This is a genomic window from Carboxylicivirga litoralis (assembly GCF_025499605.1).
GTDB lineage: Bacteria > Bacteroidota > Bacteroidia > Bacteroidales > Marinilabiliaceae > Carboxylicivirga > Carboxylicivirga litoralis.
On the sequence record NZ_JAFMVC010000003.1, the window covers coordinates 24,086 to 44,173 of the forward strand.

Below are 20,088 nucleotides of genomic sequence, written 5' to 3' on the forward strand. Positions count from 1 at the left end.
TAACTTAGCTAACGGAAAGACAATCAATTATTACTATTTTGAAGCGGGAAGATTTTAAAAAATTGTTTGATGAGCATTTTGATCCACTGCGTAATTATATTTATTACCGCTGTGGAGATGCCGATCTGGCCACGGACATTGCGCAAGATGTGTTTATGAAACTGTGGGAAAAGCAACCCGATAAGCCACCCAATGAGTTAGTAGGATTGCTCTACAAAATGGCTAAAGATGCTTTTATCAGTAAATACCGACGAAGCAAAACAGAGCAGGAATTTATATCAAGGCCGCCCAACAATGGCGAAAGTCAGTCGCCCGATGAGGCACTCCACTATAAAGAACTCAAAAGTAAATATGAACGAGCGCTGAAGGAGATGCCAGACATTCAACGGGAAGTGTTCCTGATGAGTCGCAACGAAGAGCTCAAATACAGTGAAATAGCCGAACGACTGGAACTAAGCATCAAGGCAGTAGAAAAGCGAATGACAAACGCATTGCAATTTTTAAGACAAGCATTGGCAGTAACATGAAAAACGAAGAATTACATAACGAACAATGGACCAACGATGATGATTTGATGAAGTCATTACCGAAGGTGGAGCTGCCATACTCGCGTTCAAAAGAGGATGTTTGGGAGGAGATGGAGGCCTTATTGGCCGATGAAAGTCAGGAAAAGAAGTCATTTGAAGAGCCAAAAGAAGTTAAAGTCAGAATGCTGCGTCCACTATTGCTGTCAGTCGCTGCTCTTTTGATAGTGTTATTGGGTACAACAGCTTTTTTCCGCTTATATATTAAAACAGTCAACGCGCTGGCAGGTCAGCACCTCACTGCATTATTGCCCGATGGTTCGAGCATTGAATTAAATGCCGGATCGGTGATTAAATACAATCCTTTCTGGTGGCGTTTCAACCGCCAGGTGCAGTTCGAAGGCGAAGGCTTTTTCAAGGTTCAGAAGGGGAAATCGTTTGAAGTGGTTTCATCCATGGGCCGAACCATCGTGTTAGGAACCAGCTTTAACATTTATGCTCGAAAAACCGATTACAAAGTGACGTGTTACACAGGTAAGGTTCGCGTGGTGAGTGTGGTAAGTGGTGAGTCAACCGATATTACACCGAATATGCAGGCCACCATCAAAAACAATGGTCGTGTGTTGAGTACCGAAGAAATAAATATGTCGGAAACCATTTCGTGGGTCAATGAAATGTTTTACTTTACCGGTACACCAATCGAAGATGTGTTTGATGAGGTGGAGCGCCAGTATGGTATTACCATAAAATCGAGCGAGCACTTTGGTTATGTTTATACTGGTAATTTCTCCCGCGAACGATCAGTCGATGATGTGATGCACATGATTTGTCGCTCAATGGGACTAAATTTTGAGAAAACAAGTTATGGTTATAAAGTAAGCAAGTAATAAGATGTTGGGATGTGCGATTGATGATGTATGATATTTGTGATTTCAGGTTTCAATTCGACAGTTGCACAATTCGACACTCTGTAACCTCTAACCATTGCTTTTAATATACTTCGGACTCTGAGCAACGGACTCCGGACTTAATAAATTTAGGTGAAACGATTAATCGCACTTTTCATAGGTATATGGAGTTTATCCATCTCATCCGTTTATTCGCAAATGATTGAGGTGGATTACAAGTCTAAACCCCTCAACGTAATACTGATTGAGTGGCGCGACAAGTACGATCTGCAATTTTCGTTTAACGATGCGCAGCTGGCCGCTTATAACATCACCATCAAACAACGCTTTAAAACACCTGACGAAGCGCTCAAAACCCTCTTAAAAGGCTTGCCACTTGATTATGAGCAAAGCGATGAGGTTTACATCATCTTTCCGATTAAAAAAGAGAAGAAACCAAAGCATTATACTTTAGTTGGAAAAATCATTGAAAGGGGAACGGGCGAACCATTGCCCTTTTCGCATATAAAGGCCAATAGTCAGCAGTCGGTTACGGATGTAAAAGGCATGTTCAGCTTCAATTTTGTTGATGATAGCGTCTATCAAATTACAGCGTCACACTTGGGTTGTTTTATTTTGGATACAACTCTGGTAGCGGGTAATGACCATATTTTGGTTCTAAACCCATCTGCGGTTGGGATTAAAGAAGTAGTGGTCACCAATAATATTGTTGAGAAAGCCACACAGATTGGTGAAGAGCCGGGTTTAACCAGTTTGAACCATCACATTGCTTATTACCTGCCCGGTAATGGTGATAATTCGGTCTTTAACTTATTGCGGCTGCAACCCGGTATTCTGGCAGCTGGCGAACAACCCAATGATTTAATTATCTGGGGAAGTCCTGAAGGAACCAGTCGGGTGACTTTTGATGGTTACACCATTTGGGGCTTGAAGAATTTTAATGATAACATCAGTGCCGTTAACCCTTACCTGGCCAAAAACATTGAAATTAAAAAAGGTGGTTACGATGCCACCAATGAAGATGTGGTGGGTGGTATTGTTGACATCGCCGGAAAAAACGGAAGTACACAACAGCCCGGTCTTAATCTTTTTATCAATAATCAAACGGTGAATGGTATGGTCGAATTGCCGCTTAATCAAAAATCAGCGGTGATGATCGCATTCAGGCAAACGTATTACAATCTGTTTGGTAAGGAAGATCTAGAAAATATTGAGACGCTGAATGAAAACCTTGAAAACAAAATCAATGCTGTTCCCGATTATCAGTTTCGAGATTTTAACCTGAAATATTCTCTTCAGGGCGATAATGGCGACCTGTTTTACATTAGCCTGTTGCACGGAACCGATAATTATCAAATTGAGGCCAACCAGGAATTCACAAGGAGACGTTTAGAGTTTAAAACAGAGGAAGATAATACGCAAATGGGTGGCACCGTCTTCTATGGTAAAACATGGGCGAATGGGGCTTCATCACATATGAAGGTAAGTTATTCGGGTCTTGAATCAACGTATAAAAGTAAACAGGATCGGGTTTTTACTGGTTCGCAGGGAAGGCAGTTTAGTTTTACTGCTAAAGATGTGGTTTCGCAAAATGACGTATCAGAACTTTCGGTTGAGTGGCATAACAAACTGCTTGCCGGCGAAAAGCAAAGTATCGATTGGGGCGCTGAATTGGTTCAAAACAACCTGATCTTAACCGAGGATACCTTTGATTATCGCTACATCGATTTATCAGAGCGGGCCAGCCGTTTATCCATGTTTGTGCAAGATAGGCTGCAGCTTGGTAGCAAAGTGCAAGTAACAGCTGGCTTACGTTATAACCACTCGTTTTTTATTGATAAACTTTATTTTGATCCTCGGCTGAGTCTGTCTGTGAGGGCATCGGGCAATATCAGGTTAAATGCCTCCTGGGGGCAATATCATCAGTTTTTGGTGAAGAGTTCGGTGGTAGATGAATATGGAAACTTTCGTTATAGCTGGACCATTGCCGATGATTCGGAGGTGCCTGTTATGGAATCGACGCATTATGTTGTTGGAGGGGCTTATACGCTGCCCAATTTTCTGTTTAGCATAGATGGGTTTTATAAAGAAAATTCAGGCATATCACGCTTTATCCGTTATCGGCAACAAAATTATATTATCCATGGAGACTCACGTTCTTATGGAGTTGATTTCTATGGCAAAAAGGACTTTAAAGGTCATTCTATCTGGGCTTCCTATTCATTAAGTAAAACCGAAGAGTATTTTCCTTTTTATGTCGATGATAAATACCGTAGGGCCTTACAAGATCAGCGCCACGAAGTGAAAGTCGCCGGACTTTTTAATGTGGGTTCCTTTCATTTGTCGCTCAGCTATGTCTATGGTTCGGGCTTTCCGCTTTATACCAACTACCGCGATGAAATATATACCGAACCAGATTATAACCGGATGGATGCCGCTTTGATTTACCGCCTGTCGTCGCCTCATTTTACTGGCGAAGTTGGGCTATCGGTACTGAATGTGACCAATGCTGACAACATTAAATTCAACCAGTTTGAACGCATTCCTCTTGAGCAACTAACCACCGCTTATCTTAATTCAGAAGCAGTACCATTTACACCCTTACTCTATTTAAAACTTCATTTTTAAAGGTAGATAGGGGCATTTATTGTACCATTCATAGTAATCGGTTGAGCCTTTTTTATGCTGATTGCAACAGAATTGATAAAATAGTCATACTATTGTAACCCTGTAGTAATTATGACGTAAAGAAATAAGCTATCTTAAACAAGTGTTTTATTTAAACATTCACATACATTTTATTAACTCAAACTATTTTAAAAATGAAAAAAATTCTATTAATGTTAGCCGTAGCCGCTTTTGTTGTATCATCATGTGGTATGAAAACAAACGCTCAAGGTGAAGAGTCAAAAGAAAAAGCTGCTGTTGAAGCTTCTGTTGATGCTGAAAAAGCATGTTGCGATAAAGAGGCTAAAAAAGAAGGCTGTTGTGAAAAAGATAGTACAGAATGTACCGATGCTGAGAAAAAAGCATGTTGTGAAAAAGATAGCACAGCAACTGAAGTAGCAAAAACAGAATGCGAAAAAGCGTGTAGCGAAAAATGCGAGAAAGAGTGTGAGAAGAGTGAAGAAGCATAATGCTTATCAGGAAATCGTCTCATGAATATATGAGAATAAAGGCTGTCCAAACTGGACAGCCTTTATTGTTTTTATTCAAAAGCCCATTCGATAGAAATTGATTTTTGAATTTGTTGTTCTTTAGGATTAAGATCAACGCCGGCAAAATGTTTATCAACGCCTTTGATCGGCGGTGCGTCAAATACACCTTCCGATACAATGTCCATTGGGCCGTAAAAAGGCGAGGAGCCATAGTTAATCGTTGAAATACCAATAAGCTTCAGTTTAGCTGCCTGAGCAATGGTTTCTGCTTTTTCGGTAGCATCCGCCACTGCCAGCTCAATTACTTTCTTTCTGAGCTTTGTTTTTTGTTCCTCACTAAAACCAAAAGCAATCTGGTAGTTGATATTGAGGTTTTTCTGGTCGAGGCTTTTTAAAAGCGATTCGGAAAATTTTTGGGTAAACGCTCCTTTGACTTCTATGGAAATATGGGATATATATCCTGTTTTATGCCTTTTGTTCTGTTGCCATTCGTAATTTTCATTAACAGCAATGGCTTTTGATTTAATTAGTTTAGGATCGATGCCGTTGTTTTTAAATACTTTCTTTAAGGCATTTAGTGATGCCATAGATTTGTTAAAACAATCCTGGTAAAGACTGTCTTTAATCGTTAAATCAACTGAGACAATAATTTCTTCGGGCACTTCGCTAATGCGTGCGATGCCTTCTACTTTAATTGTTTTATTGCTTTGTGCAGCTACACTCAAGCTGAAAAATGCGAATAAAAGGCTAACGTAGGTTGTTCGTTTCATAATAATAAATTTTAATGAATGATGTGTTTTGTTGCCATAGGATGCGTCAATACCATCTATTCCATAAAATAAATGCGAAAAATTATTTCATAGCCTGCTTTTTTCGGGCATAAAAAATAAAAACTATTCCAATAACGATGTATGGTATGCTTAGTATCTGTCCCATATTCAATAGGATATCATTTTCAAAAGCCACCTGGTGTTCCTTAATAAACTCCAGGAAGAAACGAGCCGTGAAAATTAGTGTCAGTGCCAAACCAAAAGCTCCACCGTGCTTAAGCAAGGCTCTTTGGGTGTGATATAAGACTAACATCAGAGCAAAAATACTGAAGTAACAAAGTGCTTCGTACAATTGGGTAGGATGACGAGGCAACATGTCAACCTGTTTAAAAATAAAGGCCCAGGGCACATTAGTTGGTTGGCCAATAATCTCTGAATTCATCAGGTTGGCCAGACGAATAAAACCAGCACCCAAGCCGGCTACTATGGCTAATAAATCCAATGCATCTGATAAATGGTGTTTGGTTTTGCGTGAATAAATGATCAAAGCAATTATCAATCCCAAGGCGCCTCCGTGACTGGCTAGGCCACGATAACCGGTGACTTCAATACCACCAGATTCCAGTATTTTAATGGGCAGTAGCATTTCCAGAGGGTTAGATAAATAATAGGCCGGCTCGTAAAACAAGCAGTGACCTAAACGGGCGCCTACAATAATACCTATTAAACCAAACGAGGTCAATTTATCTAAATACGATTTCGGAAGTCCTTCTTGCTTGTAAAGATATTGCAACATGCTTATGCTTAAGATTAAGCCCAAAACAAACAGTAGTCCGTAAAAACGGATAGAGACGCCAAATAGATTAACAATCTCGGGATTGGGGTTCCAGTTGATATAATGTTGCAGCATCATTCAGATTTCTGATTTTAGCTAATTTACCAAATTATATTTAGTTCATTAGTTGTTTAATCTGCTAATAATTAATTGATGATAAGAAAAATGGGTTCAATGATAGAAAATCTGTTCAGCATTTTTGAGACGTATGACTAAAAATGAAATGTATAATTAAACCACTTTCAGTTACTGGCCTCTTTCTAAGAAAAGTGGATTAAATCCTACATCTTTTTCGCTACAATAATATCGCGCTTAATCGACTTATCCACCATGTGCTCAAAACCATCGTAGGGTGTTCTGTTTAGAACTTTCATGCCATGATTTTTAAACAACTCTGCTAACTTTTGCTTAGGTGCTACAAAACTGTTCCAGGCCAAAACGATGGTACCGCCTTTTTTCAATACGGCTTTCCAGGCTGGCAGGCATTGTTCAATTAATTCGGACGGATTACGCGTGCCTGTTGAACTTTTATTGGCGCCAGTATTGCCGTGAGCGATGCCGTATGGCAAATCACCTACAATTAGGTTAAAACTGTTCTTTTTAAAGTATTTATCGGCCTCTTGCGAGTTGCCACATATCAGTCCCAGTTGTTTGCGTTCCGCTTTGTTTTTAAAGGCATCTTTACTGTTGGCATATTCAAATTCATGCATATAAATGGCATCCTTCTTACTTTTGCCATATACCATGCGTTTATCCGCAGTGAATTTATAACGCTCGTTCTGAAGGTACTTTTTAAAGAAGATTTGATTTTCATGTACCGATTTATTCTCTATTTCGATACCAAAAGCATTAAAACCATATACGGTAGCTTCGTTGAGTGTGGTGCCTCGTCCGGCTACAGGATCGAGCAAACTGATGTCGTCCTCGTATGTAAAATCACTCGCCAGCAGGGCTACGTTCACCATCATTTTGGTAAATAGCTCATTGGTTTTGCCAGCATATTTTTGAATAGTACTGATTTTGCTGTCAATGTATTGAAAGTTAGCCATCGGTATTGGTGCCAAACCATCATCGGCATGCAGGCCAAACTGGTTGAAAATGGCAAAGACAAAAGATAAGCGCGATAAAATAGCAATGTCTTCGGTGCTTAATTCATCATTTAAAGTGATGGTGATATAGCGCACACCACACACATCTTCAAAGTCGATTTTCTGGCAACCAACACTTAAACGTTTGGCAGCAATACTTAACTCAGAAACCGCCAGCTGTGCGGCTTCATTATAATACACGCGGTTATGTCCCGGGTATTGCAAAATCAAATACTTCATCATGATACAAAGATAGGGATAAATAGTCAGTAGAGTGTAGTAACAAGTTAGCGCAGATTTGTAATCTGTGAAGGATACGATTTACAAATTCGCTTCAGCCCTAATGATTAATGCAAAGGATAAACAAACCCGCTAAGCGCATACATTCACCTAGCGGGTCTCACCTTTTAAAAACGGCTCCCGTTGGAGCTCCTATCTATAAATAATCTTTTGGACTTAACTCGACTAATACACCGAGCTTAAAGCATCCACGGTTTCACCTTCTCGAAACTCTTGTAAAACATAGTTTTCGTATGCAAATTGATTCTTTAATCTATTGATGATATATGGCGAATGATGATCTGGTAAAATAGTTGTGCGGAACTGGAATGGAATACCTGATTGACGAATGATTTCGATGGATTGCTTAATCTGAATCATCAAATCGGCATTATTAACACCTGTTACCTGGTAATAGCACTTTCGATTAATAAGCGTTTTAATGTCCATGGCAATGTAATCGACGAGTTGATTCCTAATCAGATCTTCTATTATGGCCGGGCGCGATCCATTGGTGTCAATCTTAACCGGATAACCCATTTCTTTGATGCTCTGTATTAATTCAGGCAGGTCGGGCTGAAGTGTTGGTTCACCGCCACTGATAACCACACCGTCCAGCCAGCCTTTGCGATCGTTCAAAAATTGCAGTACTTCTTCCTGTGCTATATTTGTCTGACCTTTGTAATAAGATGGCAGCACCAAACTGGGATTATGACAATAGCCACACCGAAAGTTACAACCACGGGTAAAGATGACAGCACAGGTTTTACCAGGCCAGTCAATAAAACTTTGCCTGATGTAGGATGCTATTTTCATTTGTTTGAAATTATATGGGCGAATAGAAAGTTTGTTGAGCTCCCTGAGTATAGTCAAAGAGGAAGATAAAGTGATTATCAAAAGATAGCGATCAACTTACATCGACTCTACTCAGGGAAGCATCGTTCAAACGTTACATTACTAGCCAAATGGAGGTATGGTATTATTCATTTATTAATGCTTCTTTAAGGCATTCGTTCGACTCAACCTTGGCTTCTTCGAACTTAGTGCGGTCAAATAGCTTTCTGTCCTTAAACTCCTCTTGCTTACCTTTGTTCCATTGCTTAACCGGGCGCATGTAACCGACAATACGACTGTATACTTCGGTTTCGGCATCACAATTGGGGCATTGGAAATGTTCGCCTTGCAGATAGCCATGTGTTGGACAAATACTAAAGGTGGGCGATAAAGTGACATAGGGCAGATGGAATGAGTTGGTGATTTTACGAATCAGGTTTTTGGCCGATGCAGCCGGCATATCTTTTTCGCCCGTAAACAGGTGCAATACTGTTCCCCCAGTGTATAAAGTTTGTAGTTCATCTTGCATGCGAAGCACATCAAACACATCATCGGAATAACCTACCGGCAAATGTGTTGAGTTAGTGTAATAGGGCTCTGAGCCATTGCGATAGGCATCGTGGTTAGCCACTATTATATCCGGATGCTGCATGGTGTCAATCTTGGCAAAGCGATAGGCTGTACTTTCGGCAGGTGTAGCTTCGAGGTTGTAAATATTACCTGTTTCTTCCTGGAATTCGCTCATCACATCGCGCATAAAATTCATAATACGAATGGCCAGTGCTTTACCCTCTTCGCTGGCAATGCCTTGCCCCAGGAAGTTGAGGCACAATTCATTCATCCCGTTAATGCCGATGGTTGAAAAGTGGTTTTTCCAGTAACAGTTATGGCGTTCGTAAATGTGTCGCAGATAGAATTTAGAATAAGGATACAAGCCTTTCTGCGTATAGTCCTCAATGATTTTTCTTTTAATCTCGAGGCTGTTTTTAGCCAGTATCATCAGGTTGCGCAAGCGTTGATAAAGATTCTCTTCGGAGCTGACTTCAAAGCCAAGTTTTGGCAGGTTAATGGTTACAACACCCACCGAACCAGTTAACGGGTTAGAGGCAAACAGTCCACCTCCACGCTTGTTTAGTTCACGTTTATCAAGGCGAAGACGGCAACACATACTGCGCACATCATCGGGTTTCATATCGGAGTTTACAAAGTTGGAGAAGTATGGAATACCGTATTTAGCAGTCATCTCCCAAATGACTTCATATTCAGACTTATTCCAGTCAAAATCAGGTGTGATGTTATAAGTTGGAATCGGGAAAGAGAAGAGGCTTCCATTGGCATCGCCCTGAATCATGACCTCGGCAAATGCTTTATTCAACATGGTCATCTCTTCCTGGTAATCTTTGTAGGTATCCAGCTGAATTTCGCCTCCCCACACCACCGGCTCATCCTTCATAAAATCAGGCACTGTCAAGTCCATGGTGATGTTGGTAAACGGTGTTTGAAAGCCTACACGAGTAGGAATATTAATGTTGAATAAAAATTCCTGCAGGCATTGTTTCACTTGCTGATAGTTCAAATTATCGCGACGAATATAGGGAGCCAGGTAGGTGTCGAAATTAGAAAAGGCCTGTGCTCCTGCAGCCTCGCCCTGCATGGTATAGAAAAAGTTGACTATTTGTCCCAATGCCGTTCGCAGGTGTTTGGCCGGGTTGCTTTCGGCTTTACCCAATACACCTCTGAAACCGTGCATCAGCAGGTCTCTCAAGTCCCAACCAACACAATAAACGCTGAGAAAACCCAGATCGTGGATGTGCAGATAGCCCTTTTTATGTGCTTCTGATATGTTTTCAGGATATAATTTGTTAAGCCAGTATTGCGAGGTAATAATGGTGGAAATATGTTGGTTCAGTCCTTGTAACGAATAAGCCGAATTGGCACTTTCCTTCACGCGCCAGTCATCAAGCGATAAATAGTCGTCCATGGCATCGATGTTTGAAAAGAGTTCTTTGGTATTACGCGACTCTTCACGTTTTCGACGATACAGCATATAGGCTTTAGCCAGTTGATAACCTTCCAGTTCAAACAAGGTTTTTTCAACAAAATCCTGCACTTGTTCTACTGATGGAATATCGGTTGTTAATTCTTTATCAGCATTGCTAATAATGGTTTCAACCAGGCGACGGGCACGACTTCGATTTGGTCGACCTATGGCGCGCATAGCCTTAAAAATGGCATGTTCAATTTTATTGGCTTCGAAGTTAACGACTTCGCCATTGCGCTTGATAATTTGCTGGAAACGAGATGCACCATTCATGTTAATCAGTTTTAAAAAATGAATAAATGGTAACTCGCGGGATAAGTGTAAGAACAGTTGTTGGCCAAGCCGCACACAACGCAGTTCATTGCTTTTCACCCGAAAGCTACGAAAACTAGTGTATCCGGCAGGTCTTCTGACTTATTCCTGTTTTAATCGCCTTCCCATCCGTTTGAGACGAATAGTGACCTATGATTAAAAACCTTGTGGAACTTACAGCTACGGGGATAGTTCCCGATTTTCACGGGATTCCCTTTTAATCTTTAGTAAAGAACCGATTACAGAACAAAGCAAAGAAGAAAAAATGAGAAATGTTTAATGATTTGTGCAGTATTTATAAACAAAGTTGTTAACAATGAATGTTTATCCGCTGTTTTAAAAGGATCACATTTTTATTGAATGGAGCAAAGTAGTTGGACGAAGAGTTGCTTAGTTTGTACTAGCGACGATTTGTACTCACAGCTACTCCTTAAACCGCAGCTCAAAGTCCGTATTGCGATAAGCCGGAAAATTACTCATCACGCTATTTTTAATTGTTTCAATGGCTTTTAAATCTATTTCGGCTATGCAATAATTGGATTTCATGCCTGTGCTTCGTGCCAGAACTTTTCCGCGAGGCGAGAGAATTAAGGCTACACCGGCATAATTTTTACCACTGGGAGTGAGGCCGGTTTGGTTGCAGGCCATTACAAAACAGGCGTTATCGTAGGCTCGCGCCTGTAACAGCATCTTAAATCGCTCTAGTTTTTCCTCAGGTGTTTCGCGGGGCGAGGCAAAAGCAAAACAAAGCAGTTCGGCCTGTTGCTGGCTCATGGACAGGCTTAGCTCTGGATAATGGCTTTCGAGGCACAATTGCAGGCCAGTTTTAATACCATTCTGCTCAAAAATCTGAAGTTGGTTGCCTGGACTAAACACCTCTTTCTCGTGCACCGATAAATGGGTTTTATAATGAAGCGCAACTTGCTGTCCTCCATATAAGGTGAGATGGGCAATACCCCAATGATTGTTTATTGGCATTGGTAATCCAACCGAAAAGGTGATGGAATTATGCTCTGACAGGTTTATGAGTTGCTTCAAGATTTCATCATATTGCTGCACGTAAACATATAAATCTTGTTTATTGTTGATGTAGCCCGACACTCCTAATTCCGGGAATAAGGCGTAGTTAACACCTTGATGACCAAGCTCGTTTAAATGATGCTCAATCCCATTTATGTTTTTGTCAATAGCTAAAGGTTCGCTCCAACTATTAATGGCAGCTACTTTAATCATAAGGCATCAAATTAGATGTTGTATTGACATACGTTTGGATGACCTCTAGAATCATCTTGGTTGTTGCTTCCACGGATGAGTTCTCAAAGCTACAAATATCATCAACCATCAATTTATAAACAGATGCTTCATTTTTATTGATGGAGATATAAACGGAATCTGTGTGATTTGCTTTGACTGGTTTTATGCCTTTGCGCATCAAAGCGCGACGCAACAATACATATTCGAAGCCATGGCCTTTAACGGCTATCGTCTGATTGTGATGATAACGCACAGTGAATAAACCTGTTTTATTATCAAATTCAATGCCCTTGCCCCTAAACATTGATTGAAAAGCGTTGTTGAGCAGGAGATCTTCGGGACTACCCGAGGTCACACCATCGCGATTGAGCAGCCACAGCTTATCGGCCATTTGCAGGGCCAAATCTAAGTCATGAGTCGACATCAGAATGGATTTTCCTGCCGAAGCCAATTGCCGAAGCAACTGCATGATTTCTACTCTTGCCGGTAAGTCCAGAAAGGCTGTTGGTTCATCCAGTATAATGATGTCAGTATCCTGAGCTAACGCTTTGGCAATGGTGGCTTTTTGTCGTTCGCCATCACTCAGAGCCGATAGTGGGCTGTGTATTTTATGGCTGATGCCACATTGTTCAATGGCTGTTTTAACAATGGTTTTATCCCTATCGCTCAAGCGACCCATCAATCCGGTAAAAGGGCTTCGTCCATAGGCCACGAGTTCAAAAACTGTGGCGTTCGGAATACTTATTTTATCAGTCAGTACAACGGCAATGGCTTTGGCCAATTCCTTTTCAGACATAAGAGCTGTGCTTTTACCATTTAGCAAGATGTCTCCATGCATAGATTTCAAAAAGCCACAAATGGTTTTCATCAGCGTGCTTTTACCTTTGCCGTTGGCACCCAGAAGACAAGTCATTTCGCCTTCGTTTAGGTGTGCATTAAGGCTTTGAGCAACCACTTTATGCTGTTTCGAGTTGGTGTAGCCAATGGTCAGATTGTTGATGTCAATGAGAGCTGCCATAATTATTCTGCAAATTGTTCTTTTCTACGCTTCCAAATAACGGATATAACTACCGGTGCCCCAATAAAAGCTGTTACTGAGTTGATGGGTAATGCACTATCTAAGCCAGGCATTCGCGCTATAACATTGCAAAGCAAGGCAGTAGCAGCTCCTAATAAGCCGGCGTGTAATATAAGGGTAAAATGATTGGAGGTGCGTGCCACCAACTTAGCCATATGGGGCACCGCCATGCCTATAAATACGATAGGACCGCAGAATGCAGTGACTAAGGCCGTCAAGACACCAGACATTAAGATAACAACCATGCGGGCGCGATGAATTTTTAGTCCCAGGTTCTGGGCATAATTCTCACCAAGAGACAGTAGGTTAAGCCACTTGGAAATAAAGAGGCAGGCCACAGCCGGTATTGTTATCAGTACCAAAAACAGTTGGGCTCGTGCCAGTGACAGGCGCGAAAAACTACCCAAACCCCATATAACATAGGTGTGAACATCTTCTTCGAGGCTATAAAATTTCATAATGCCTACCACCGAATTACTGAGGTAACCAATCATTACGCCAATTATCAAAACCGCTAAGGTGCCGCCTATTCGTCGGGAAACAAATAGTATGACCAACAAAATGCATAGCGAACCAGCCAAGGCCGCCACCAGTAAAGATAAATCGCCAAATAAACCCAACGAGGAAAAGCTAAAGCCAAAGAATTGACCTGCTACCAATATCACGAAACCAACGCCCAGGCTGGCTCCCGATGAAATACCCAATACAGAAGGGCCGGCTAAGGGATTTCGAAACAAAGTTTGCATAAGCAAGCCAGCGATGCCTAAGCCCATTCCTGCTCCCAGGGCAACTATAGCCTGAGGTAAGCGCGATCGGGTGATGATGTTTTCCCAGATGATATTGGATGTTTCCTGGCCGCTAATAATCTGGAATACGGCTTTTATGGGTATATGCACCGAACCCAATATCATATTGAGTAGAAGCAAGGCTAATACCAGCAGAATGAGGGTGGCATACTTTGTTTTATTGTTGACTATGTGCATCATGTCAATCAGTCTTATGTCTTGAATCTTTTATCTTCTTATTCTTCAATCTTCTTCCAATAGCGTGGCTGATAATCTGGCAGTAACTTCGGATGGAAGTGGTAAATGTAATCGGCCAACAGAATATTGGGCTTGATGGCTGATTCCTCTCTGTAGGGCACTTGTCGAAGGTTACATACCAACACATTACCTGTTTTATAGGCTTTGAAATCGGCATATCGTTCGTCCTCTTCTTTCAGCATCTGCTTTCCAAACCCATTAGGCGAACTGGTCAGCAATCGCCAGTAATCTGCTTTCGCTGCCAGGCTGTAAATGGATTCATAATCCATGGGCATTGAGGCGGTCAGCTGGTTTTTAATTATGTAATCGGCGCCCGCATCGCGAAAATAATGGGCAAAAAAACTATCTCCTCCGGCTGCATACCAGGTACCGCCTTTCATTTTACCACTAAATACACTAGGGCGATGCTCAACTGTTTGCGTCAGCTTTTTAAGGCGCAAGTAGTCTGCCTCTATAGCGGTATAGATGGAGTCTGCGGCCGCTTCTTTATCGGCAAAAAGAGCCAACATTTTTATCCATTCGGCTCGCCCCAGTGGTGTTTGTTCGGCAAAGGCTGCCATGGGCACAAGCGGAACACCCAGGTTTTTAATGGCATCGTAACCGCCCGTTTTAAAAGGTGAAACAAATATCACATCCGGTGAAAGGCTCACAATTGTTTCTATATTGAATATGCCTTCTTTACCTACTTTTTGAATCGCATTAGCTTTTACTTTGTCGTTGATATTTTGGTTAAACAGGTGACGACTACTGTTGATACCAACGATGTTATCCAAGGCATCTAACTCAATCAGGTAAGCCAACTGAGTAGAACTTAAGCAGATGATGCGTCTACATGGTACTTTAATTTCATTTTCTTTTAGCGCCTGGTTATAATCGGCAGGCATCAAGGTAAATGACTGAAGCAGTTTAGATGTGTCTTTGGGTGAGTAGATATCGAGAATGGTTTTATGACCGTCTTTCGAAATACTAAAGCCTTTGGCATAGCTAAGTTGTTGCTTTGTCAGCGGTTTGGTGTTTTGCTTTTGACTGGTTTTACCTTGACAAGATGTCATTAAAATCACCAGACATCCTAGAATGAGATTATATGTGATCTTCATGTTTAATTTTCTTTTTTCTATTGGTCCTTTTAATTTGCCTCTTCAACCATCTCCAACTCAAAACCACACTTGTTATACACATGAAAGTACATGGCAGAAGAACGATGATTAGCAAAAGCTTTCGCAGCCAATCGTGGTTAACTAAAAATGGAAAGTCAAACTTATGTAATGCTTTGGTTAACCAACGACGAGTTTTTTTATTGTTATCAATATATGTCAGTGCCTTACCCGTATTACTATCGATGAAAAGCTGAGTGTTGTATGCGTCATTAACTTGTATTTTATACACTGGCAGAGGATGATTAAACATGCCCGACTGACGGTAGTAATCGTCATAGGTAGTTTGTAAACTGAGCTCAAATGTATGTTGCTTAAACACTGTTTGTGCATAGCTAATGAGTTCGTTTTCAGTGAAGGAAAAAGGAACTATTGAATCCCGGTTGATGACGAGAAACGATTGGGGGTTTTGGTAATCATCGTAATATGCATTTATCACCTGTTTATTCATTGATGATGATGGTGCTATTTTTCGCAGACCTGATTTGATAGGTAATTGCTTCCAAAAGGCAGATGGAGAAATCGTGTTGTTAGCAGCATGTGCTTTGTTCCATTTCGACAAGTAGGAACGGCCTTCGGGTTTGGCACTTATCCAAGCAGGAATATCTGTGGTATAGAAAACACCGCTAAGGGTAAAAGTGCTTAAGAATAAAACGAGAAACCAACCTAATAAATGATGCCATTTATAATCCCACTTTTTGTAAATGGTAAGTTTAATTATTTCATTGTTAGCATCTTTTTTTACACGATAAAAAGCTACCCAAAAGCCTGATAAGCACGCCAGCAAACCGATGATGCCAAGGATAACAATGATGGTTTTCCAAAGCTCATCATTACTTTTTAATTGTTTGAAATAAATCCAGTGTGGAATGGCACCTATACGTGCCATCCAGCGTGATTTTCGGTTGGTTTCCTGAATGATTGCACCACTACTTGAGGAGACATAGAGTACAGTATGTGCTTCATCATCAATGTAGCATTTATAAAAAGGAAGCAGTGGTTTATAGTAGCTCCATGGAATCCAGGAATCTAATGTTTCAAGGCGTTCTATTTTTGTTACCGGATGCTTTCTATAACTTTCAGAGATGGCTTTTGCCTCATCTTGTGAGAAAGATTCAATTTTTTTAAGTGTTCTGGCATCATAAACGCTTTGGCCACGGCGGCCTGAATATAAACGATAAACAGGTCTGTCATAGTATTTCTCAAGCTCAACCTTGCCTTTGTGTTTTGGAAAAGCTTGTATGTTTTCAACGTCGGATGGGTTAAAAGGTCTCAAATGCTCAAAGCGCTCTTGTCGCGACGCATGTGGAAAACCGGCAAAAATTAGCACAAAACCCGTTAGAAACCACATCAGAAACAGCAGGCTAATGAAAGAGCCGCTTATTTTGTGGAGCTGAATTAGTGCTGTTTTTAGTTTTTTCATGGCGATACTAAGGTGATTTATTAAAGTAACGGCTCAATTAGCAGAGTCGAGATGAATAGTAGATCATTCATTTCGACTCTGCTAATTGAGCTATTAAGTGGTTTTAATTAGCAAAATTGATATTCACACCAACAAAATAGGTGCGTCCAGGATTGATGGTACCACGATTCTCACCGTAAGGAACATCATCCACGTAATCGAAAACATTATCAATACCAGCTGTTAGCTTCAGGTTCACTTTGTTTGAATGAAGCAACTGGTGTGTCGTTGTTAGCTTCCATAGGTCATAGCCCTTTGCATTCGGTTCCTCATGATAGTATTTATCATCTTGTAGGCGACCCAATAGCTGAACATTCAGATGGTAGTTATTCCAATGATGGAAATAGCCAACACGCACATTTCCATAGTGACGGGCCACGTAATCCAGACGAATATCTTCAGTCAGGTTCATGGCATCTACATAGCTATAGCCACCTCCAAACGAGAAACCAAGAGGTAGCTTAACATCTACCATTACGTCAAAGCCACGCGTACGTGCTTCTTCAATGTTGAAATGTTGGCGACGTTTTTTGATACCATTATCTGCATCTCCAGGCAATAATTCGGTGTTTTCATAGGCTATTAGGCCATCCACATCGTTTTGATAAACGCTCATGTTGGTTGATAACCATTTGTTGTTATAGTCCACACCTGCGCTGTAATAGTTCGATTTTTGTGGATCCAGATCGGTATTACCTAAATATAAAGTACCTCGCTTTTCGTAGTAATAGTACTGCTCTTTCAAGGTTGGTGCTTTAAAGCCACGCGAGTAAGTACCGCGCAGATTGAAGTGACCCAGTTGATATAAAGCCGATAGTTTTGGAGTTGCAATGGTTCCAAAGTTATCGTGTTTAACTACGCGCAAGCCTGCAGTTAACATCAAGTCATCAAATAAACTGATTTCGTCTTGAAGGTAAAAAGACAAAGTATTAACACTTTCCTCATCGTGCTGCAGACGCCCTTCTGAGCGGTAAAATTCTTGTACTAATTCCGAACCAAGTGTTATGGTTTGATGCTTTCCTAATTTGCTTATCCATCGCAAGTTGTAATCATCGCGTCGCTGGTCGCTGTTGAGCTGATAATCGCCAGCTTCGTATTTGCCCTCTTTGGTCTGATTGTATTTGTAATAGTACTTATAGGTGTCAGATGTATAGTCGAAAGTGATGTTTGAAGACTTTGACAGAAGATATTTAGCCCCTGCGTTGTAGCTGAAATCTTCGAAAAACAAACCATAATCTTTGACCGATAATGCGCGTTTGTTATCGTTCATGTAGTACGAGCCACCTCCGTATATGCTTAATTTATCGCTTATACGAAACTCTAAATCTTGTCGAACATTGCGACGCAGATAGGCGTTTTGAGTCATTTCGTCGGTTTCAACTAACTCATCACCATCAACTTCATAAGGACTGTTTTGCCAGCCGTCTGTTTTGCTTTGAGAAAAAGTGGTATGGCCTGATACGATTTTTGAGTTAAAATCAATATTGGTGGTTGATTGATAGGTGTTGTAAGTGCCATATTGTGTATTGTGATTGGCCGAGATGCTACGCTTCGATTTTTTGGTGATGATGTTAATCACACCGGCAATGGCATCGGAGCCATATAAGGCTGATGAAGCACCTTTTACCACTTCAACACGCTCGATGTTGTTGGGATTAATGCGGCCTAAGTCGTTCATACCACCCATATCGCCATATACACGTCGGCCATCAATGAGGATGACAATAAAATCGTTGCCCAAACCATTTAATTGCATAAATGAACCCATTGTATTTGGGCTAAAGTCAAAAGACGGACTAACGGAACCCATCAAGTTAATAAAGTCTGGAGCTGCTGCTGATTCTATCATTTGTGAGTTCAACAGCTCAGTCGGAACAGGAGCGGTTTTAAGGTGATGCGGTGTACCTGTACCTGTTACTACCACTTCGCCTAAGGTACCAGTGCTTTCCTCCATGCTCATTTCTAAGTTTTGGATGGAAGCATTTAGTTCAATATTTTCTCTGTAACGTTTGAAGCCAGAGAAAGAGGCACATATCTGGTAGTTGCCTGCTGTTATATTTTTTAAAGTAAATTCACCCTTGGCATTAGTGGCTGTTCCAATGGTTGTACCATTGATGTAAACATTGGCGCCGGTTAGTGCTTCGCCAGTGTTATCAGTTACTTTTCCTGAAATGCTGTGTTTCTGCTGTGCTTGTGCTAACCCACAACTTAGTACAAGAATTAATAATAGCGTAAAAAATCTTTCCATGTGTTTGATGTTTATCCCTTCTATTGAAGGTCCAGATGTGTTTATTAGAATTAGAAAGAAGCTGTTGCAGACTTCAATGACCAATGGTGTCTTTACAGCCTCTTTCTTATTACCGTCCTATTTAATTGCTTTTAGATGATTCATCCAAATGGCATTGATTTCCTCGTAGTCACCCAATCCTTTCATAATATCAGTAACCTCGTAGCCCTCAGCTTCAAGGCGCTCTCTCCACGACTGTTCAATTGGATCTGTTTTACCGGTTATACCATTCATATCGTTATTAGCATGGTCTCCAGCTATTGACATTAATGGAGTGATGGTTACTTTAGTTGGTTTTGGAGTAATAGCATTAACTTTCGCAACTAAACTACCAATGGCCAATGGCCCCTTGCCTTCGTTTTCTTCTTTGCCAAAACCAATACCTTCAACCGTTCCAACAAAGAAGTTTGGATTCAATGCGGTTAGTTCTGCCTGAAGTTTAGTGTATTGACCATCTGCTTGGTGTGGCGTACCGTGACCCATAAATAAAACCGGACCTTCGGCTACCTGTGTTGCAAATTTGTCAGCTAATACTTTAGCAACAGCTTTGATGTCTGCATCGCTTGTTAATAATGGAGTACCAACCTTTACTTTGACACCTTCATACTTGTGTTCAAATGCTTCAATGGCTTCATTTAGTTCTTCAAATTCTTCTCCAGGAATAACATGTAGTGATTGCACATAGAAAGTAGAATAACCCTCTTTAACCATTACCTCTAAGGCTTCCTGAGGTGTATCATTGTCGATTACAGTACCATTTAATGAGCCTTCTCCGTTACCCTGACGAAGTTTATTAAGAATTAGATCTGATGTATAACCCCAACGGATTTCTTCATTCTTAAATTCTTTTTTAGCTGTTTCATCAATTTTCTGAAACGTCAATTGAGGTTCTGGAAATGACGAACCAAAAGTTACCAAAAGGTTACCTTCCTTGTCACCTAGTTTAAACTCGCTGTTGTCGTCGTCATCGCTACAGGCGGTAAACATTACTGTTGTGGCCATTAATGCCCAGGCTGCTTTCTTAAATAAGTTCATTTGTTTCATTTTTAAGTTAAGTATTA

Annotated in this window: 16 protein-coding genes and 1 riboswitch; of the genes, 4 read left to right on the top strand and 12 right to left on the bottom strand. The window is 40.9% G+C overall.

Annotation, left to right across the window (positions count from 1 at the left end; genetic code table 11):
- The first annotated feature begins 38 nt into the window (after window positions 1-38).
- The 4 genes from J1N10_RS03905 (at window position 39) to J1N10_RS03920 (ending at window position 4,569) form a co-directional block, all read left to right on the top strand.
- A complete protein-coding gene (locus J1N10_RS03905) occupies window positions 39-527 on the top strand; it encodes an RNA polymerase sigma factor (RefSeq protein WP_262325366.1) in 489 nt (162 codons plus the stop codon).
- The gene (locus J1N10_RS03910; protein ID WP_262325367.1) at window positions 524-1,411 is read left to right on the top strand and encodes a FecR family protein; all 888 of its coding nucleotides are present in this window, start codon (window positions 524-526) and stop codon (window positions 1,409-1,411) included. Before J1N10_RS03905 ends, J1N10_RS03910 begins: the two co-directional genes overlap by 4 nt.
- A 153-nt stretch (window positions 1,412-1,564) precedes the next feature.
- Window positions 1,565-4,060, top strand: coding sequence for a TonB-dependent receptor (locus J1N10_RS03915; RefSeq protein ID WP_262325368.1), 2,496 nt, complete (start codon window positions 1,565-1,567; stop codon window positions 4,058-4,060).
- Window positions 4,061-4,254: 194 nt separating this feature from the next.
- On the top strand, window positions 4,255-4,569 hold the full coding sequence (locus J1N10_RS03920) for a hypothetical protein (protein WP_262325369.1): 315 nt from the start codon (window positions 4,255-4,257) through the stop codon (window positions 4,567-4,569).
- Between the two features lie 71 nt (window positions 4,570-4,640).
- On the opposite strand, the gene J1N10_RS03925 is transcribed toward J1N10_RS03920, so the two are convergent.
- From J1N10_RS03925 to J1N10_RS03980, 12 genes are all read right to left on the bottom strand, one after another.
- The gene (locus J1N10_RS03925) at window positions 4,641-5,360 is read right to left on the bottom strand and encodes an SIMPL domain-containing protein (protein WP_262325370.1); all 720 of its coding nucleotides are present in this window, start codon (window positions 5,358-5,360) and stop codon (window positions 4,641-4,643) included.
- A gap of 82 nt (window positions 5,361-5,442) precedes the next feature.
- Window positions 5,443-6,273, bottom strand: coding sequence for a prolipoprotein diacylglyceryl transferase (gene lgt / locus J1N10_RS03930; RefSeq protein ID WP_262325371.1), 831 nt, complete (start codon window positions 6,271-6,273; stop codon window positions 5,443-5,445).
- Window positions 6,274-6,476: 203 nt separating this feature from the next.
- Window positions 6,477-7,526, bottom strand: a complete 1,050-nt coding sequence (locus tag J1N10_RS03935) for a TRM11 family SAM-dependent methyltransferase (RefSeq protein ID WP_262325372.1) — start codon at window positions 7,524-7,526, stop codon at window positions 6,477-6,479.
- Between the two features lie 222 nt (window positions 7,527-7,748).
- Window positions 7,749-8,378 (bottom strand): anaerobic ribonucleoside-triphosphate reductase activating protein, encoded by a 630-nt coding sequence (locus J1N10_RS03940; protein ID WP_262325373.1) that lies wholly within the window; start codon window positions 8,376-8,378, stop codon window positions 7,749-7,751.
- Between the two features lie 163 nt (window positions 8,379-8,541).
- On the bottom strand, window positions 8,542-10,710 hold the full coding sequence (locus J1N10_RS03945; protein WP_262325374.1) for a ribonucleoside triphosphate reductase: 2,169 nt from the start codon (window positions 10,708-10,710) through the stop codon (window positions 8,542-8,544).
- 109 nt (window positions 10,711-10,819) lie between these two features.
- Window positions 10,820-11,004: riboswitch (cobalamin riboswitch) on the bottom strand.
- A 168-nt stretch (window positions 11,005-11,172) separates the two neighbouring features.
- On the bottom strand, window positions 11,173-11,982 hold the full coding sequence (locus J1N10_RS03950; protein WP_262325375.1) for a nitrilase-related carbon-nitrogen hydrolase: 810 nt from the start codon (window positions 11,980-11,982) through the stop codon (window positions 11,173-11,175).
- Window positions 11,975-13,021, bottom strand: a complete 1,047-nt coding sequence (locus J1N10_RS03955) for an ABC transporter ATP-binding protein (protein WP_262325376.1) — start codon at window positions 13,019-13,021, stop codon at window positions 11,975-11,977. The genes J1N10_RS03950 and J1N10_RS03955 overlap by 8 nt, the downstream gene beginning before the upstream one ends.
- 2 nt (window positions 13,022-13,023) lie before the next feature.
- Window positions 13,024-14,067, bottom strand: a complete 1,044-nt coding sequence (locus J1N10_RS03960; RefSeq protein ID WP_262325377.1) for a FecCD family ABC transporter permease — start codon at window positions 14,065-14,067, stop codon at window positions 13,024-13,026.
- 35 nt (window positions 14,068-14,102) lie between these two features.
- Window positions 14,103-15,221 (bottom strand): ABC transporter substrate-binding protein, encoded by a 1,119-nt coding sequence (locus tag J1N10_RS03965; RefSeq protein ID WP_262325378.1) that lies wholly within the window; start codon window positions 15,219-15,221, stop codon window positions 14,103-14,105.
- Window positions 15,205-16,701 carry a PepSY domain-containing protein gene (locus J1N10_RS03970; RefSeq protein ID WP_262325379.1) on the bottom strand — a complete coding sequence of 499 codons (1,497 nt, stop codon included), beginning with the start codon at window positions 16,699-16,701 and terminating at the stop codon, window positions 15,205-15,207. The genes J1N10_RS03965 and J1N10_RS03970 overlap by 17 nt, the downstream gene beginning before the upstream one ends.
- A 103-nt stretch (window positions 16,702-16,804) precedes the next feature.
- A complete protein-coding gene (locus tag J1N10_RS03975) occupies window positions 16,805-18,988 on the bottom strand; it encodes a TonB-dependent receptor (protein ID WP_262325380.1) in 2,184 nt (727 codons plus the stop codon).
- A gap of 117 nt (window positions 18,989-19,105) precedes the next feature.
- Window positions 19,106-20,062: a sirohydrochlorin cobaltochelatase gene (locus J1N10_RS03980; RefSeq protein WP_262325381.1), complete on the bottom strand. Its 957-nt coding sequence runs from the start codon at window positions 20,060-20,062 to the stop codon at window positions 19,106-19,108.
- Between the last annotated feature and the right edge of the window lie 26 nt (window positions 20,063-20,088).

Coding starts and splice junctions, on each gene's coding strand:
- J1N10_RS03965 (WP_262325378.1), bottom strand. CDS start 15,221: ATGAAGATCACATATAATCTCATTCTAGGATGTCTGGTGATTTTAATG.
- J1N10_RS03935 (WP_262325372.1), bottom strand. CDS start 7,526: ATGATGAAGTATTTGATTTTGCAATACCCGGGACATAACCGCGTGTAT.
- J1N10_RS03955 (WP_262325376.1), bottom strand. CDS start 13,021: ATGGCAGCTCTCATTGACATCAACAATCTGACCATTGGCTACACCAAC.
- J1N10_RS03945 (WP_262325374.1), bottom strand. CDS start 10,710: ATGAATGGTGCATCTCGTTTCCAGCAAATTATCAAGCGCAATGGCGAA.
- lgt (WP_262325371.1), bottom strand. CDS start 6,273: ATGATGCTGCAACATTATATCAACTGGAACCCCAATCCCGAGATTGTT.
- J1N10_RS03975 (WP_262325380.1), bottom strand. CDS start 18,988: ATGGAAAGATTTTTTACGCTATTATTAATTCTTGTACTAAGTTGTGGG.
- J1N10_RS03910 (WP_262325367.1), top strand. CDS start 524: ATGAAAAACGAAGAATTACATAACGAACAATGGACCAACGATGATGAT.
- J1N10_RS03970 (WP_262325379.1), bottom strand. CDS start 16,701: ATGAAAAAACTAAAAACAGCACTAATTCAGCTCCACAAAATAAGCGGC.
- J1N10_RS03925 (WP_262325370.1), bottom strand. CDS start 5,360: ATGAAACGAACAACCTACGTTAGCCTTTTATTCGCATTTTTCAGCTTG.
- J1N10_RS03940 (WP_262325373.1), bottom strand. CDS start 8,378: ATGAAAATAGCATCCTACATCAGGCAAAGTTTTATTGACTGGCCTGGT.
- J1N10_RS03920 (WP_262325369.1), top strand. CDS start 4,255: ATGAAAAAAATTCTATTAATGTTAGCCGTAGCCGCTTTTGTTGTATCA.
- J1N10_RS03950 (WP_262325375.1), bottom strand. CDS start 11,982: ATGATTAAAGTAGCTGCCATTAATAGTTGGAGCGAACCTTTAGCTATT.
- J1N10_RS03980 (WP_262325381.1), bottom strand. CDS start 20,062: ATGAACTTATTTAAGAAAGCAGCCTGGGCATTAATGGCCACAACAGTA.
- J1N10_RS03960 (WP_262325377.1), bottom strand. CDS start 14,067: ATGATGCACATAGTCAACAATAAAACAAAGTATGCCACCCTCATTCTG.